The organism is Primorskyibacter sedentarius (genome assembly GCF_004342065.1).
GTDB classification, from domain to species: domain Bacteria; phylum Pseudomonadota; class Alphaproteobacteria; order Rhodobacterales; family Rhodobacteraceae; genus Primorskyibacter; species Primorskyibacter sedentarius.
On record NZ_SLZU01000015.1, the window covers coordinates 57,435 to 74,038 of the forward strand.

Genomic DNA, 16,604 nt, shown 5'->3' on the forward strand with positions numbered 1-16,604 from the left:
ATGACGCGGCTGGGGGCACTGCCCTCGCCTGATTTGCGCTCACCCATTCCCAAACAGAAACGCAGATCAGCCTGCCGCCTTGGCGCGCTTTCGTTCTGCGGCGAGCTTTTCGGCAAGGTCGCGGGCAATGGCGAAAGCCCCCTGGATCTTGTCGCGATCCTTTTTCCAGTCGCGACGGACCACGATCTTGTTGTCGCGCACCTTGGCAAGGCCTTTTTGGTCCTGAATGAATTCGACCAGACCTTGCGGCGAAGCAAACTTGTCATTGTGGAACTGGATCGTGGCCCCTTTGGGACCGCCATCCAGCTTGGCAATGCCTGCGCGTTTGCACATCGCCTTGATGCGGACGACCAGAAGCAGCGTGTTGACCTCTTTTGGCAAGGGGCCGAAGCGGTCGATCAACTCGGCGGCAAAGCCTTCCAGTTCCACCTTGGTGGTCAGGCTGCTGAGACGGCGGTAAAGGCCAAGACGCACGTCCAGATCGGGCACGTAATCCTCTGGGATCAGAACGGGCACGCCAAGGTTGATCTGTGGCGCCCATTGGTCATCGGCGTCTGTCAGCCCTTCCATCTCGCCCGCGCGGATCTTGGCAATCGCCTCTTCCAGCATGGATTGATAGAGCTCGTAGCCGACATCGCGCATCTGGCCGGATTGCTCCTCGCCCAGAAGGTTGCCTGCGCCGCGAATATCCAGATCCTGACTGGCAAGGGTAAAGCCCGCACCCAGCGTGTCGAGACTGCCAAGAACACGCAGGCGTTTTTCCGCGGTGGCGGTCAGCTTGGCACGCGGTTTTGTCGTCAGATAAGCATAGGCGCGGGTCTTGGACCGCCCCACCCGGCCCCGGATCTGGTAAAGCTGCGACAGGCCAAACATGTCGGCGCGGTGGATCACCATCGTGTTGGCCGTCGGAATATCAAGCCCGGATTCGACGATCGTCGTCGCCAAAAGCACATCGAACTTGCCGTCGTAGAAGGCGTTCATGCGGTCATCAAGCTCGCCCGCGGCCATCTGGCCATGCGCCACGACGTAAGACAGTTCCGGAAGCTGTTCCTTCAGGAATTCCTCGATCTCCGGCAGGTCGGAAATCCGTGGCACGACATAAAAACTTTGTCCGCCGCGATAATGTTCGCGCAAAAGCGCCTCGCGGATGGTGACGGGGTCGAATTCCGACACGTATGTGCGGATCGCCAGCCGGTCCACAGGCGGTGTGCCGATGATCGACAAGTCCCGAACGCCGGTAAGCGAAAGTTGCAGCGTGCGCGGGATCGGCGTCGCCGTCAGGGTCAGCACGTGGATATCGCTGCGCATCTGTTTCAGGCGCTCTTTATGCGAGACGCCGAAATGCTGTTCCTCGTCGATGATCAGCAGGCCAAGGTTCTGAAAGCGGATGGATTTGGCCAACAGAGCATGCGTGCCGATGACGATATCAACCGTGCCACGCGCAAGCCCGTCGCGGGTTTTCGCGGCATCCTTGGCAGTGACAAAGCGCGACAGCGGGCGCACCTCCAGCGGGAAGCCGCGGAAGCGTTCGGCAAAGCTTTTGTAATGCTGACGGGCCAGCAGCGTCGTGGGCGCAATCACGGCGACCTGCACGCCGGACATGGCGGCCACAAAGGCCGCGCGCATCGCGACCTCGGTCTTGCCAAAGCCCACATCGCCGCAGATCAGCCGGTCCATCGGCTGGCCGGAATGCATGTCGGACATCACGTCCTCGATGGCGCGCAGCTGGTCGTCGGTTTCTTGATACGGGAAACGGGCCGAAAATGCGTCCCACGCCCCTGGAGGCGGATCCATGACCGGTGCTTTGCGCAAGGCACGCTCTGCCGCGATGCGGATAAGCCGGTCGGCCATCTCGCGGATACGCTCCTTGAGCTTGGCCTTCTTGGCCTGCCATGCCCCGCCACCCAACCGGTCAAGCAGACCCTCGTCATGCCCGTATTTCGACAGCAGCTCGATATTCTCGACCGGCAGGTAAAGCCGCGCGCCTTCGGCGTATTCCAGCAGCAGACATTCATGGGCCGCACCGGCTGCGGTGACGACTTCCATCCCCTGATACCGCCCGATGCCGTGATCGACATGCACGACCAGATCACCGGGGCTGAGCGATTGCGCCTCTGTCAGGAAATTTTCGGCCTTGCGGCGTTTCTTGGGCGCACGGATCAGGCGGTCGCCCAACACATCCTGTTCGGAAATGACGGTGATCGTCTGGTCGTTATTCGCCCCCCAGGGCCCTTCGAACCCATGTTCCAAGGCCCAGACCGCAAGGTGAAGCCCGCGCTTGCCGATGCGGGTGGCGTCGGGAACAGGGATGGTTTCGGCCAGCCCCTCATCCTCAATCAGCCCCGAAAGCCGTTCGCGTGCGCCCTCCGAATAGCTGGCGACGACAACCGGGCCATGTTCAAGCTTTGCCTTGATATGCGACGCCAAAGCCCCGAAAAGGCTGATACTTTCCTGTTGACGTTCTGGAGAGAAGTTGCGCCCGATCCGGCCTCCGGCATCTACCACGCCGGGTCCGCTGGCTTGTGGCAGCGGGTGGAACTGGATCATCCGGTGCCCAGCAGTCGCCCCGTCCCACGCCGCCTCGTCAAGATATAGCAGTCCCGGCGGGGCCGGCTTGTAGACCGTGCCCATGCGGTTCTTTTGCCCCATCGCAAGTCGGCGGGTCTCGTACTGGTCAGCGATCGTATCCCAGCGGGCGATCCGGCTGGGCGTAACCTGATCGTCCAACGCGACGGTCGCATTTGGCAGGTAGTCGAACAATGTCTCCAGCCGGTCGTGAAAGAAAGGCAGCCAATGTTCGATGCCCTGATGCTTGCGGCCTGCGCTCACAGCCTCGTAGAGCGGGTCATCCGTCCCGGCCGCGCCGAATTCGATGCGGTAATTCTGGCGAAACCGCGTGATCGCGGCCTCGTCAAGGATCACCTCCGACACCGGGGCCAGTTCAATCAGCACCAGCTTTTCGGTCGTGCGCTGCGTGGCCGGGTCAAACCGGCGCGCGCCATCCAGAACGTCACCGAAGAAATCAAGCCGGATGGGCCCGCCATCGCCCGGCGGATAGATGTCGATGATGCCGCCCCGGATCGCATAGTCGCCGGGTTCCATCACCGTAGGCGCCTGCGAAAAGCCCATACGGACAAGGAAATTTCTCAGCGCTTCCTCGTTCACCCGTTCCCCCACGCGAGCCGAGAAGGCCGCCTCCCGCAGGACATTGCGCGCAGGGATGAATTGCGAGGCGGCGTTGAGCGTGGTGAGCAGGATGAACTTGTCGGGCATCCCGTGCACCAGCCCTGCCAGCGTGGCCATCCGCGCCGCCGAGATGTCAGGATTGGGCGACACCCGGTCATAGGGCAGGCAATCCCAGCCCGGAAATCTGAAGACGGGAATGGACGGCGCAAAAAAGCTCAGCGCGTCATGGATCTGCGCCATGCGCTTGTCATCGCGTGCAATGTGAAGGACGGACGCGCCGCCGCTCTCCAGCTCTCGCAAGAGAAGCCGGGCGTCGTAGCCTTCGGGCGCACCGCCCATGGTCAGGTGATTGCGCGAGTTTTCTTTGGGATGTGCCATGGGTGAGGGAAATGGGCCATGCCGGGGACCACGTCAACCTGTGCGACGCGCGTTTTGTGCACCCGGTGCCCGTGGCGCGGCGTCAGGGCGGGGTTTGCCGGGTCAGTTGCCCAGAACGTTGATCGTCAGGTTTGCGTTCATCCCCCATAGCGCGGTGATAAAAATGGCCCCCATTCCGACCGTCTGCACCCGGAACCGGTGGCGCATCAGGTGACGATGCAGCGCCTCACCCTGCGGATCATCCGTTCGGATCCGGCGCGCCGTCAGGAAGGACAGGAGCACCACGACCCCAAGCGGAAAGCACAGCAGGAAGATCGCCTGCGCCAGTTCCAGACCGTAGCCCCAGCCAAGGATCAGCAGAACCGTCATGCCAAAGCAACCAAGGGCCAGAGCCCAGATGCCCCCCTGCGCCGCGAAGTGCAGACGCCGCAGCACGTTGATCCTCACCATGTCTTCGAGGTCTTGTTCGGCCTGACCGCCATGACGCCGGGCCGCAGAGATCATATCCACCGGCACGCCAAGCACCCGGTGCCCGACCAGCGACCAGACCACGGCCAGCATGATCCAGTACCAGAGGCTGGAAAAAGATCGCATGTCGATCGCTTCGAATATGGTGCCGTACAAGTCCAAGCCCTTGTCTCTTCTCCGTGACAATGCCGGCGCGACGTCCGACCAGCCCGGTTTGCCCCGATCTGCCTGTCGGCGCAAGCGGCACGGCAGATGATCATACCGCAGCGTTGATGACCCTGTCAGTCGGCGGTGCCCGCGCGGCGCATCCGAAATCGCCCAATCGCGCCCGCCGGGGCTGGACAAGCGCCGTCGCCAGGGTGCATCCCAAGGGGCATAAGCAAACTTGTCAGAGGTCACCGCCCATGTTGCCCGCACAGGCCCCCTTCCCCGCAGCCCGGTTCCGGCGTGCCCGCCAGTCAGATGCAATCCGGTCGCTGGTGCGTGAAAACACGCTGACCCCGGCGGATTTCATCTGGCCGGTCTTTGTCCGTGATGGCGAGGGCATGGAAGAGCCCGTCCCCTCCATGCCCGGCGTGCTGCGCCGGTCGGTGGACCGGGTGGCAGATGCGGCGCGCGACGCTTATGCCATGGGAATCCCGGCGATTTGCCTCTTTCCCTATACCGATCCGTCGCTGAAAACGGCCGATTGTGCGGAGGCGTGGAACCCCGACAACCTGTCCAACCGTGCCACCCGCGCCATCAAGGACGCGGTGCCTGGCATGGCCGTCATGACTGACGTGGCGCTGGACCCCTACAACATCGACGGCCATGACGGCTTTGTCGAGAATGGCGAGATCGTCAACGACCGCACCGTCGAGGCGCTGGTGAAACAGGCGCTGAGCCAGGCCGACGCGGGCGCTGATATCATCGGCCCGTCGGACATGATGGACGGGCGCATCGGTGCCCTGCGTCAGGCGCTTGAGGCGGCAGGACACAACAATGTGATGCTGCTGAGCTATGCCGCGAAATATGCCAGCGCCTTTTACGGTCCCTTCCGGGACGCCGTCGGTGCCTCGGGTGCGCTCAAGGGCGACAAGAAATCCTACCAGATGGATCCGGCCAATTCGGACGAGGCGCTGCGCCTTGTCGCGCGCGATCTGAACGAAGGCGCGGACATGGTAATGATAAAGCCGGGAATGCCGTATCTTGATATTTGTCAACGGGTTAAAGCGCGGTTTGGCGCCCCGACCTTCGCCTATCAGGTGTCGGGCGAATACGCGATGATCCAGGCAGCTGCGCAGAACGGCTGGGTCGATGGCGAACGGGTGATGCTGGAAAGTCTGATGGGCTTCAAGCGTGCAGGATGTGATGGTGTGCTGACCTATTTCGCGCCCGAAGCTGCGAGAATACTCAACGCGTAGCGGATGGTCGCCGAAATGCCACTCCATGTGGTGACAAACGGCAGATATGCGCGTATAACGCAGCGTAACCGGTCAAAAGCGCCGGATCAGAGGCAATCAGGTGCCCTATAGGCGCCACATCAGAACGAGAGCAGGCACCATGAGCCAGATTTCCCGACGCAATCTTACTTTGTCCTTGTGCGCCATCCCCTTGGTCGCCGCTTGTGGCAATGGCATTGGAAGTGCCGGACCCCAGCGCATCGATGCCCGGGTTGACGCAACTCTGACCCAACTTTTCAGCACCTATCCCAACACCCGCTCGCTTGCGACGAAATCCACCGGCATGCTCGTCATGCCCTTGGTTACCGAGGCCGGTCTTGGGCTGGGCGGGGCCTATGGTCAGGGCGCCCTGCGCGTGGGCGGTGTGACGGTCGACTATTACTCGACCGCCAAGGCCAGCGCAGGCTTGCAGATCGGCGCGCAGCAATATGCTCATGTGCTGTTTTTCATGACCGAGGATGCGTTGCTGAATTTCCGCCGTTCGCCCGGCTGGGCCGCAGGGGCGAATATCGTCTATGCGACGCCGGAAACGGGCGGAACCCTGAACGCGGAAACGACCACATCGATGGCACCGATCATCGCGGTCATCTTCGGTCAGGCGGGGCTGCGCGTTGGCGCCACGCTGGAAGGCGTGAAATACTCCCGCATCATTCCCTGAGCTTCGCGGACCGAAAAGATGCCGATCAAAGGGGGCCAGACGCCCCCTTTCTTTGCGTTTTGACAACGCCGCCGCGGATTGGCAGCCCCTTTGGGCAAACCACAGGTACGCCTTGGGGCGCGCGTTGCGGGGCGGTCAGTGGTAGGTGAACTCCCCGACCACATTCTGCCACTTCCCCGGTGAAATCATCTTGCGATGGGTGAAACGGACAGAATGCAACGGCCCTTCAATCTCGTCCTGCCAGTATTCGATGAACTGGAACAGTTTGGGATGATCGGGGGCCAGATCATATTCCTGCCACACGAAGGTGTTCAGCACGCTCTGGTAATCGGGCATCCGGTAAAACAGCTCTGCCGTAGTCAGGCCGTATCCGCGTAACATGAGTTCGGTTTCGCTTTCCTGCATTGTGAACCTCACTTTTCTTATGGGTACCGAAATCATGCCGAGCAAAGAATTACTTTTCAATGAAAACAATGTGTTGTCACTGTGCTGTGATGGCTGCCAGCCAAACTGGCCCAGAAGCATTGCACCCTATATCCTGTCTCTGATATAAAAACCTCAACAAGATATAGAACAACGATAAGATGGGCACACCACGTGAGCGATACTCCGGAACATCCTGAAAACACAGACGAAAACGCGCCGGAACGTCCTGCCTACAGCGGTCCGACCGTTTCGATCACCGACGAAATGAAGACCAGCTACCTCGATTACGCGATGAGCGTGATCGTCAGCCGGGCCATTCCCGATCTGCGTGATGGATTAAAACCTGTGCATCGGCGCATTCTTTACGCAATGCACGAAACCGGAAACAGCCACGACAAGCCTTATCGCAAGTCCGCGCGCCCCGTCGGGGACGTCATGGGTAAGTATCACCCGCATGGTGATTCCGCGATCTACGATGCGCTTGTGCGTATGGCGCAGGATTTCTCGATGTCGCTTCCCCTGCTTGACGGTCAGGGCAACTTTGGGTCGATGGACGGCGATAACCCGGCGGCCATGCGTTACACCGAAGTGCGCATGGACAAGCCCGCCGCGTATCTGCTGAGCGATATCGACAAGGAAACTGTTGATTTTCAGGACAATTACGACGGCAAGGACCGCGAACCGACGGTTCTGCCTGCGCGGTACCCCAATATGCTGGTCAACGGCGCGGGCGGGATCGCTGTCGGCATGGCGACCAATATTCCGCCGCATAACCTGGGCGAGGTCGTCGATGCGACGCTGGCGCTGATCGAGGACCCGGATCTCAGCTCTGAACAGCTGATCGAATTTGTGCCCGGCCCCGACTTCCCCACCGGCGGCATCATGCTGGGCCGGACCGGCGCGCGCAAAGCCTATCTGGAAGGTCGCGGCAGCGTCATTGTCCGGGCGAAGACACGGGTTGAAGAGCTGCGCCGGGATCGCTGGGCCATCATCATCGAAGAGATCCCCTATCAGGTGAACAAGGCCACGATGATCGAAAAGATCGCCGAGGCCGCGCGCGAAAAGCGGATCGAGGGCATCAGCCACGTTCAGGACGAATCCGACCGCGACGGCGTGCGCGTGGTGATCGAGCTGAAGCGGGATGCCACGGCAGAGGTGGTGCTGAACCAGCTTTTCCGCTTCACGCCGATGCAGACATATTTCGGCTGCAACATGCTGGCGCTGAATGGCGGGCGTCCCGAACAGCTTACGCTGCGCGGCTTTCTGACCGCATTCCTTGATTTCCGCGAGGATGTCGTGGCGCGGCGCACGGCCTATCTTTTGCGCAAGGCCCGCGAGCGGAGCCACATCCTGTGCGGTCTGGCCGTGGCTGTCAGCAATGTTGACGAGGTCGTCGCGACCATCCGCGCCTCTGCCGATGCGGCCCAGGCGCGCGAAAAGCTGATGGAGCGGCGCTGGCCCGCGGGTGAAATCCTGCCCTATATCGCGCTTATTGATGACCCGACCCATAAGGCAAACGAGGATGGCACCTATAACCTTTCCGAGGTTCAGGCCCGCGCCATTCTGGAATTGCGGCTTCAGCGCCTGACCCAACTGGGCGTCAAGGAAGTCACGGACGAGTTGGAAGAACTGGCAGGCAAGATCAAGGAATACCTTGAAATCCTGGGCAGCCGCGAACGGATCATGGAGATCATCTCCAACGAGTTGCATGAAGTGCGCGAGCAGTTTGCTGTCCCCCGCCGAACAGAGATCGTCGACTGGTCCGGTGATATGGAGGATGAAGACCTAATCGAGCGCGAAGATATGGTCGTGACCGTCACCCAGACCGGATATATCAAGCGGACCGCCCTGTCCGATTTCCGCGCGCAGCGGCGTGGCGGCAAGGGTCTGTCCGGCATGTCGACCAAGGATGACGATGTCGTCACGACGCTCTTCGTTGCCAACACGCATACGCAGCTTTTGTTCTTCACTACCGATGGGATGGTCTACAAGCTCAAGACCTGGCGGTTGCCGCAAGGCGGCCGCACGTCCAAAGGCAAGGCCATCGTCAATATCCTTCCGATCCCAACGGGCGTTTCGATTGCGGCAATCATGCCGGTTGACCGCCCCGAAGAGGAATGGGCCGATCTTCAGATCGTCTTTGCCACCAGCGCCGGTGACGTCCGCCGCAATGCGTTGTCGGATTTCACCAACGTCATGCGCAACGGCAAGATCGCGATGGATCTGCCCGAGGGTGTGGAACTGGTGAATGCCCGGATCGCATCCGAGGATGACGATGTGATGCTGGTCACAAATTCGGGTCGCGCCATCCGCTTCCGCACCACCGATGTGCGTGTCTTCAAGGGCCGCAAATCCACCGGCGTGCGCGGCATCAGGCTCAGCGGCGAGGACCGCGTCGTCTCGATGGCCGTGATCCGCCATTTCGAGGCCAGCCCGCAGGAACGCGCCACCTATCTCAAGATGCGCCGTGCGATGGCCGGTCTGACGGATGATGCCGAAAGCGATGACGACGAAGAAGCCGTCGCAGGGCTCGAGGAGTTTACGCAAGAGCGTTACGCCCAGATGTCGGCGGCGGAAAACCTGATCCTGACGATTACCGCAAAAGGTCAGGGCAAGCTCAGCTCCAGCCATGATTACCCGGTGCGCGGGCGTGGCGGTCAGGGCGTGAATGCCATCGACAAGGCGATGCGTGGCGGGCCGCTGGTTGCAGCCTTCCCGGTCGAGATTGACGATCAGATCATGCTGGCGACCAGCCGTGGACAATCGATCCGCGTGCCTGTCGAAGGTATCTCGTTCCGGTCGCGCAGCGCAGGCGGCGTGAAGGTCTTTGACACGGCGAAAGACGAAGTCGTTGTCAGCGTTGCCTGGATTGCAGATCAGGGCGACGAAGAAGTTTCAGAAGAAAGCTGACTTCTCCAACAACCGAACTACGTGTGCACGGGCGGCGATCATGCCGCCCGTTTTCCTTGAAAGGGATCCTGATGCAAATCCAGATCGACGTCGCGATGGAGTATGAACTCTCCGGCGATCTTCGGGCCTGTCTGGCCTTTGAAGTGGCGCGAATGCCGGTCCAGACGGTGCTGTCCGAAGAGCTGAGCTTTCCCGGCGCATCGATCACCCGCGTGGCCGGGGAATCCGGCGTTGGCCAGCGCATGTGGGCCTCGCTCCAGGCGCCGCGAATGTCCGTGCGCTACTCTGCAAAGGTCGAGATTGCCGCCGATACGACCCGGCTTGAAGACCTGCCCAGCACGCCGCGCCACGCATTGCCGGGCGAGGTTCTGGGGTTTCTGCGCCCGTCCCGTTATTGCCAGTCCGACAAATTTATTGGCTTCGTCACGCGCAGGTTCGGGCATCTTGACGGTGGCGCGAAGGTTGCAGCCATCCGTGATTGGGTGGGACGTGAGATGGACTACGTACCCGGAACGTCAGATGCCAACACCACCGTTGTCGACACATTCGCAGCGCGCGCCGGAGTGTGCCGCGACTATGCCCATATGGTCTGCGCCCTGGTGCGCGCGGCAGACATCCCGGCGCGCTATTGCTCGGTCTACGGTGTTGGTGTCGAGCCGCCCGATTTTCACGCCATCGCGCAGGTCTTTCTGGATGGCCGGTGGCACAATGTCGATGCCACGGGCATGTGCCGGCCGGACGAGGTTGCCGTAATCTCTGTCGGCCGCGACGCCTGCGACGTGGCCTTCATGGAGACGTTGGACCCCGCCGGGCTTTACGAACAGAATGTCAGCGTGATGCGTCTTCAGACGTCGTAGATCGCGCCGAACTTAGTTTCGAGGTAATCCAGCAAAGGCGCCTCGCTTGGCGCCTTTCCGCAGGCTAGGGTGATGATCTCGCGCGGCTCGTAAAGGCCGCCGTGCTGCTGGACATTCTCGCGCAACCAGCCGGTCGCACCGGTCGTGTCACCGCGCGCCAGTTGGGCATCAAGATCGCTGACATCCCTGCGCAGCGCCTCGTGCAGGCAGCCCGCATAGACATTGCCCAGCGTGTAGGTCGGAAAGTAGCCAAACAACCCGACCGACCAATGCACATCCTGCAAACAGCCGTTCGACGCCTTGTTGACCGGGTAGCCGAAATCGGCCTCGAACCTTGTATTCCACGCCTCTTCCAGATCGGCCACGGCCAAATCGCCTGCGATCAGCTTTCGCTCCAGATCAAACCGAATGAGGACATGCAGGTTGTACTGCACCTCGTCGGCCTCTGTCCGGATATAGTCGCGATGCACGGTGTTGACGGCGGCGTAAAACGCGTCAGCACTGTCCACGCCGATATCGCCGAAACGGTCGCGCATCTGGCCGTAGAGATATTCGCAAAAGGCGCGGCTGCGGCCCAGCTGGTTTTCGTAGATCCGGCTTTGGCTTTCATGCACCCCCATGCTGACCCCTGCCCCAAGCGGCGTTAGCAGATAGTCGGAATGGATGTTCTGTTCATAGCAGGCATGCCCGACCTCGTGGATCGTCGAATAGAGGCAGTCGAACGGGTTTTCCGCATTGGTCCGCGTGGTGATGCGCACATCCTGACCGCTGCCGGAACTGAACGGATGCACGGCCTTGTCGATCCGTCCGCGTGCGAGGTCGTAGCCAAAGGCCTTGGCAACACTCTCTGACAGGGCCAGTTGCTGCGTGACATCGAATGTGCCGCTCAAGCCCTTGGGCGTCGGCGCGCCCAACAGCTTTTCGCGCAAAGCCACCAGTCGCGGGCGCAGCGCGCCAAACAAATCTTCAAGAAAGGCGGCAGAGGCGCCGGGTTCGTAATCCTGCAACATCGCGTCATAGGGCGAATGGTCGGTGCCATCAGATAGGGCTGCGCCCTCTTCCTGACGCAGGCGGATCACTTCGGCCAGAACCGGGGCGAAGCGCGGGAAATCATCTGCCGCGCGGGCCTCTGCCCAGGCACCCTGTGCGAGGCTGGTGACGCGGGCCAGCTCTGCCGACAGCCGCGCCGGGACGCGCGTCGCCCGGTCATGGGCGCGGCGGATATGGCGCATCTGCGCGGCCGCCACCGGGTCGAGTGCGGCATCGTCGATCGCGGACAGCCAGTCGCCCACGCGCGGATCGGTGCGCCGGGCATGCAGCACGCCTTCCATCGCGGCCATTTCTTCGCCGCGTTGGGCCGCAGCGCCGCGTGGCATCACCGTTTCCTGGTCCCAGCCCAGACGGCCCGACACTTCCTGCAGCGCTTCGGTCTCGCGCTGAAATGCGAGCAGTTCTTGGTATGCAGACATGATGCTAGCCTCTTACAGATTGAAGGCGGGGGTATTGCGCGGCAAAGCGCGCCCGCAGGATCAGCACCCAGGCCAGGATCGCGCCCAACTGATGCAGGATGGCAAAGTGCAGCGGCGCGGAATACATCACCGTAATGATGCCCAGCACCATTTGCAGCAGGATCATCGCAAGTGCCGCGTTGAAGGCAAAGCGCGTCGTTGCATTGGGCGAACGCCGCGCACGGTTCCAGACGATTATGGCAAAGACAACCAGCAGATAACCCGCCATACGGTGCATGAATTGCACCAGCCCGTCATCCTCGAAGAAGTTCCGCCAGAGCGGTTCAAGCTGGAACGGATCCGGCGGCAGAAAGCCCCCGGCCATCAGCGGCCAATCGATATAGTTCCGGCCCGCGTCGATCCCGGCGACCAGCGCGCCCAGCAGGATTTGGACAAAGGCCAGGTGCAGAAGACCGGTGCCCATGCCAAAGAGCCGGGCCTCGCGTGACCGGCGCGCCTGCATCAGGTCACGCTCCTCGCGCGACAGCATCAGGATATACCAGCCCAGAAAGCCCAGGATTATGAAAGCAAGGCCCAGATGGATCGCCAGCCTGTAGCTTGCCACGTCAAGCCGTGACCCCTCCAATCCGCTGGAGACCATCCACCAGCCGACAGCGCCCTGAACCCCGCCCAAAGCGCCCAGAAGGAGTAGCCGAGGCGTCCAACCCGGCGGGATCTTTCGAGCCACCAGAAAGCCCACGAAGCCAAGCGCCCAGACCAGTCCGATCACACGTCCAAGCTGGCGGTGGCCCCATTCCCACCAATAGATCGTCTTGAATTCCGACAGGCTCATGCCCTTGTTCTGCAACTGATATTCGGGAATTTCCTGATAGAGCTCGAACTCTGACTGCCAGTCGGCTTCGGACATCGGGGGCAGCGCGCCGGTGACGGGTTTCCATTCGGTGATCGACAGGCCGCTATCCGTCAGCCGGGTCAGCCCGCCCACAAGGATCATCGCCACGACCAGAACGAAGATGAGCATCAGCCAGAGCCGGATCGGCCCCCGCGCGCCGCGTTTGGCACGGTCGATCACGCCGGTCTGCGGCACCGCTTTGTCGCGCGTTTCGACCTCTTCGAAGATGCTGCGTTTCTGGCTCATCAGGCTGTTCTCCTTCGGGACCCGCAAGGCGCCGGGTCAAGCCCGGCGCGGGTATCGCGCAAACACTAGGGCGGCCCACCGGGGCCTTCAAGTCAGTCGCCGCGTTCCTTCCAGCGGACCATCTGACGCAGGATGCCGTGCAGGGTCTGCACATCGGCGCGCGTCATCGGCATCCGGCTCCAGAGGTTGCGCAGGTTGATCTTCATACTTTCGGCCTTGTCATCGGGAAAGAAGAAACCCGCGGCGTCCAGCCGGTCTTCGTAATGCTTTGCCAGCGCATCCATTTCCTGATTGTTGGCCCATTCCGTACCGGCCATCGCCATTTCCTCGGCGATCACGTCTTCTGTCTGGCGGCGCCATTCATACGCCGTCAGCAACACGCATTGCGCAAGGTTGAGCGAGGCGAATTCCGGGTTCACCGGCACAGAGATGATCGCGTTGGCCTGCGCGATATCGGCATTCTCCAGCCCGGCGCGTTCTGGCCCAAAAAGCACGGCCACCTTCTCGCCCCGCGCGATACGGTCCCGCGCTTCCTTCATGGCGCGTTCCGGGCTGAGCACTGGTTTGGTCAGCCCGCGCGGCCGCGCCGTTGTGGCCAGAACATAGGTGCAATCCGCCACCGCCTCTGCCACCGTTTCGCAAAGCTGTGCTTCGTCCAGCAGCCGCCCGGCCCCTGCCGACATCGCCACGGCATCCGGGTTTGGCCACCCGTCGCGGGGCGCCACCAGCCGCATCCGGTCCAGCCCGAAATTCCACATCGCGCGCGACGCGGCACCGATATTCTGGCCCATCTGCGGGCGGACGAGCACAAAGGCTGGCTGGGGCGTGTCGGTCGGCATGGGGTCTCCATTCTGCTGTCGGGTTTTCCGATACGCAAGCCAACTGCGGACTGCAAGCGTGGCGGCCAATATCTCCTTACGCCGGACGACTTTCCGCTGTTAGACTGGCGGCATTCTGGCGGAGAAAACACCATGGCTTACGACGAAGATCTTGCCCAACAGATGCGCGACGATCTGGGCCCGCTGCCGGGTCTGTCGGAAACGAAGATGTTCGGCGGGATCTGCTTCATGCTGAATGGCAACATGACCTGCGGCGTACACAAGAACGGGCTGATGTACCGGGTTGGAAAACCGGCCCATGAAGAGGCGCTGGCCCTGCCCGGCACGAAACCAATGGATTTCACCGGGCGCCCGATGCGGGCCTTTGTCGATCTGCCCGCCGACTGCGCAGAGGATGACGCCACACGTGAAAAGCTGACGCAGATGGCTGTCGCCTTTGCCGGTTCCCTACCCGGAAAATAGCGCAGTTCCCAAGCGCAAACCCCCATGGTCAAGGCCAATAACCCACGGTATATGAAGCCGATACTGCTTTGGGAGTGCGCAAGATGGCCGAGACGGAAACGCCACAGATCTATCTCATCACGCCGCCGGAATTTGAACTCAGCACTTTTCCGGGGCTGCTGGGCCGCGTGCTCGACAGTACCGAGATTGCCTGCATCCGCCTGTCCATGGCCACCCGGGACGAGGACCGCATCAGCCGCGCCGCAGATGCCGTCCGCGAGATTGCCCATGCGCGCGATGTCGCGCTGGTGATCGAAGAACATGTCCTGCTTGCGCAGCGGCTGGGGTTGGACGGGGTCCACCTGACAGATGGTGCGCGTTCGGTGCGCAAGGCCCGCAAGGATCTAGGTGCTGATGCGATCGTCGGCGCCTATTGCGGACAGTCCCGCCATGATGGTCTGACAGCCGGAGAACTGGGCGCAGATTACATCAGCTTCGGACCCGTCGGCGAGAGCCCTCTGGGCGACGGCAGCCATGCCGAGACGGAACTGTTTGAATGGTGGTCGCAAGTGATCGAAGTCCCGGTCGTGGCCGAAGGTGCGATCAGCCCGGAAACAGTTGCAAATTTAAGCGGTTACACCGATTTCTTCGGCATAGGAGAGGAAATCTGGTCGACCGATGACCCGACAGAAACCCTGCGCACGCTTCTGGCGGCAATGGGCTGACACACCTTCATGTAATGCATCAGGAGTGCTGCATTACATCCTGATCTTCTAACACATATTGATGGGCGCTGCGCACGGCCTCTTCGGTCGCCAGCGCAAGCGATTTTCGGTTTGGAAAATCATCCACCCGTAGCGGCGCGTGGTAGATCAGCTCTGCGCGGCCTTGTCGTGGCGCCGCAAGCGTTTTCACAAGATGCGAGCCGAAATCCATGTCCCCCCACCAGCCGTAAAAGCGTGGGCTTTCCCCCTCTGGAGCGTGGTAGATCAGCGTGACGGGCTGGACGCAAATTTCATGCCTCAGGTGATCGGAAAAGAACGCTTCGTAAAGCGTTGACTTAAATGGTAAAACGCGAAGTCCATCCGTGGACGTACCCTCGGGGAAAAACAGCAGTTTGTGCCCGGCCAGTAGCCGATCCTCGAAGAGCTGGGTCTGTGCACGTGCGTGGCGTCTGTCGCGTCGGATGAACAGCGTTCCGGTGGCACGTGCCAGCCATCCGATCCCCGGCCAATTTGCGACTTCGGACTTTGACACGAAGTAGATGTTCTTGCGGGAATTCAGCACGAAGATATCAAGCCAGGAAGAGTGATTGGCCACGATGGCCCCGTGCTGGCGCATCTGCTGCCCCCGCACGGTCAACTCCAGCCCGATGAGCCGAAGTGCCGCGCGGCACACGGTCTGGGTGATATACGGCGTCCAGGGGCGACGCAGGCCGTGGACTGGCCTTTCAACCAGCCGGACCAGCAGCAGGACCGCCAGCCCGCCAAACACCACGGTGCCAACCGCCCCGCCCCGCAAAACCAGCCGTGTCCAGCCGCCGACCCCCAGCGGGGGCATCTCATCAGGCTCTTGCCCTGACCAGGTGCTGTTCATCCGTCATTCCGTTGGTAAAGCGCCTTCTGCCGTTCGTTCATCCGCGCCGTATCCATGACAAGGCAAACATCGGTCGTGTTGAACTGACGGTCGATATAGGCACCGTCCCCGACAAAGCCGCCAAGCCGCAGATAGGCCTTGATCAGGGCGGGTGTTTCCAGCATCGCGCGGCGCCGGTCTATCTGGTCCTCCGGCACGATATCCATGGGCTGATACTCCCGCGACCGCACCCGCAGCTCTGGTGGTGCAAGGTGACGCGCCCGAAGGAGGGACAAGGGTTGGGCGAGCGCCTGCGTGTCAACGCCGTGAAAGCTTGCCACACCAAAGAGAACCTCGACCTCATGCGACGTTACATATTGCGCCAACGCCCCCCACAAATGCACCATCGCCGTGCCGCCGCGATGATCCGGATGCAGGCAAGAGCGCCCCAATTCCAGCAGACGCCGCCCGGAATTGCGCAGGGGTGCAAGATCATATTCACCCTCGGAATAGAATTGCCCCGCCTTTTCCGCCTGATCGCATCGCAGGACGCGGTAGACCCCGACAACTGGCGGCGGTGTGTCCGCCTGAACCCGGCAATCCAGCAGGATCAGATGATCGTAGAACGGGTCAAAGCGGTCACGCTCCAGCCCGGCCTCATGATCGACCAGCGGGCCATCGCCGCCCAGTTCCCGGACGAACACGTCATAGCGTAATCTTTGCGCCGCAACGACTTCTTCCGGGGTCTGCGCCAGGCGCGCCATGTAGTGAGGGAGTTGAGAGTTCATTCCGTCCTGTTTCGTAGGCGCCCTTCGTC

The 16,604-nt window shown here is 61.5% G+C and carries 14 protein-coding genes; 6 read left to right on the plus strand and 8 right to left on the minus strand.

Features of this window, described 5'->3' with window-relative positions:
• Positions 1-66: 66 nt before the first annotated feature.
• Positions 67-3,564, minus strand: a complete 3,498-nt coding sequence (gene mfd / locus EDD52_RS17390; RefSeq protein WP_132247332.1) for a transcription-repair coupling factor — start codon at positions 3,562-3,564, stop codon at positions 67-69.
• Positions 3,565-3,666: 102 nt separating this feature from the next.
• Positions 3,667-4,158, minus strand: a complete 492-nt coding sequence (locus tag EDD52_RS17395) for a component of SufBCD complex (protein WP_243651991.1) — start codon at positions 4,156-4,158, stop codon at positions 3,667-3,669.
• Positions 4,159-4,436: 278 nt separating this feature from the next.
• On the opposite strand from EDD52_RS17395, the gene hemB reads away from it, so the two are divergent.
• The gene (gene hemB, locus EDD52_RS17400; protein ID WP_132247336.1) at positions 4,437-5,435 is read left to right on the plus strand and encodes a porphobilinogen synthase; all 999 of its coding nucleotides are present in this window, start codon (positions 4,437-4,439) and stop codon (positions 5,433-5,435) included.
• 139 nt (positions 5,436-5,574) lie between these two features.
• Positions 5,575-6,132, plus strand: a complete 558-nt coding sequence (locus tag EDD52_RS17405) for a lipid-binding SYLF domain-containing protein (RefSeq protein ID WP_132247338.1) — start codon at positions 5,575-5,577, stop codon at positions 6,130-6,132.
• A gap of 135 nt (positions 6,133-6,267) precedes the next feature.
• Here the strand turns inward: EDD52_RS17405 and EDD52_RS17410 are convergent, their stop codons facing one another.
• Positions 6,268-6,537: an usg protein gene (locus EDD52_RS17410; RefSeq protein ID WP_132247340.1), complete on the minus strand. Its 270-nt coding sequence runs from the start codon at positions 6,535-6,537 to the stop codon at positions 6,268-6,270.
• 192 nt (positions 6,538-6,729) lie between these two features.
• Here EDD52_RS17410 and gyrA point away from each other — a divergent pair, with 192 nt between their 5' ends.
• Complete coding sequence (gene gyrA / locus EDD52_RS17415; RefSeq protein WP_132247342.1) at positions 6,730-9,468, plus strand: DNA gyrase subunit A; 2,739 nt, start codon at positions 6,730-6,732, stop codon at positions 9,466-9,468.
• 71 nt (positions 9,469-9,539) lie between these two features.
• Entirely contained in the window at positions 9,540-10,325 is a 786-nt protein-coding gene (locus tag EDD52_RS17420) for a transglutaminase-like domain-containing protein (RefSeq protein WP_132247344.1), read from the plus strand.
• On the opposite strand, the gene EDD52_RS17425 is transcribed toward EDD52_RS17420, so the two are convergent.
• The 3 genes from EDD52_RS17425 to EDD52_RS17435 form a co-directional block, all read right to left on the minus strand.
• A complete protein-coding gene (locus EDD52_RS17425) occupies positions 10,313-11,794 on the minus strand; it encodes a carboxypeptidase M32 (protein WP_132247346.1) in 1,482 nt (493 codons plus the stop codon). The two genes, EDD52_RS17420 and EDD52_RS17425, sit on opposite strands and share 13 nt — an antisense overlap.
• 4 nt (positions 11,795-11,798) lie before the next feature.
• Positions 11,799-12,932 carry a heme A synthase gene (ctaA, locus tag EDD52_RS17430; protein ID WP_132247348.1) on the minus strand — a complete coding sequence of 378 codons (1,134 nt, stop codon included), beginning with the start codon at positions 12,930-12,932 and terminating at the stop codon, positions 11,799-11,801.
• Between the two features lie 92 nt (positions 12,933-13,024).
• Positions 13,025-13,771, minus strand: coding sequence for an RNA methyltransferase (locus tag EDD52_RS17435; RefSeq protein WP_132247350.1), 747 nt, complete (start codon positions 13,769-13,771; stop codon positions 13,025-13,027).
• A gap of 132 nt (positions 13,772-13,903) precedes the next feature.
• Here EDD52_RS17435 and EDD52_RS17440 point away from each other — a divergent pair, with 132 nt between their 5' ends.
• Both EDD52_RS17440 and EDD52_RS17445 read left to right on the plus strand, forming a co-directional pair.
• Complete coding sequence (locus EDD52_RS17440) at positions 13,904-14,233, plus strand: TfoX/Sxy family protein (protein ID WP_132247352.1); 330 nt, start codon at positions 13,904-13,906, stop codon at positions 14,231-14,233.
• 83 nt (positions 14,234-14,316) lie between these two features.
• Entirely contained in the window at positions 14,317-14,937 is a 621-nt protein-coding gene (locus EDD52_RS17445) for a thiamine phosphate synthase (RefSeq protein ID WP_207906047.1), read from the plus strand.
• Positions 14,938-14,956: 19 nt separating this feature from the next.
• On the opposite strand, the gene olsA is transcribed toward EDD52_RS17445, so the two are convergent.
• Both olsA and olsB read right to left on the minus strand, forming a co-directional pair.
• A complete protein-coding gene (gene olsA, locus EDD52_RS17450) occupies positions 14,957-15,808 on the minus strand; it encodes a lyso-ornithine lipid O-acyltransferase (protein ID WP_132247354.1) in 852 nt (283 codons plus the stop codon).
• Positions 15,805-16,575 carry an L-ornithine N(alpha)-acyltransferase gene (gene olsB, locus EDD52_RS17455; protein WP_132247356.1) on the minus strand — a complete coding sequence of 257 codons (771 nt, stop codon included), beginning with the start codon at positions 16,573-16,575 and terminating at the stop codon, positions 15,805-15,807. Before olsB ends, olsA begins: the two co-directional genes overlap by 4 nt.
• Positions 16,576-16,604: the final 29 nt, after the last annotated feature.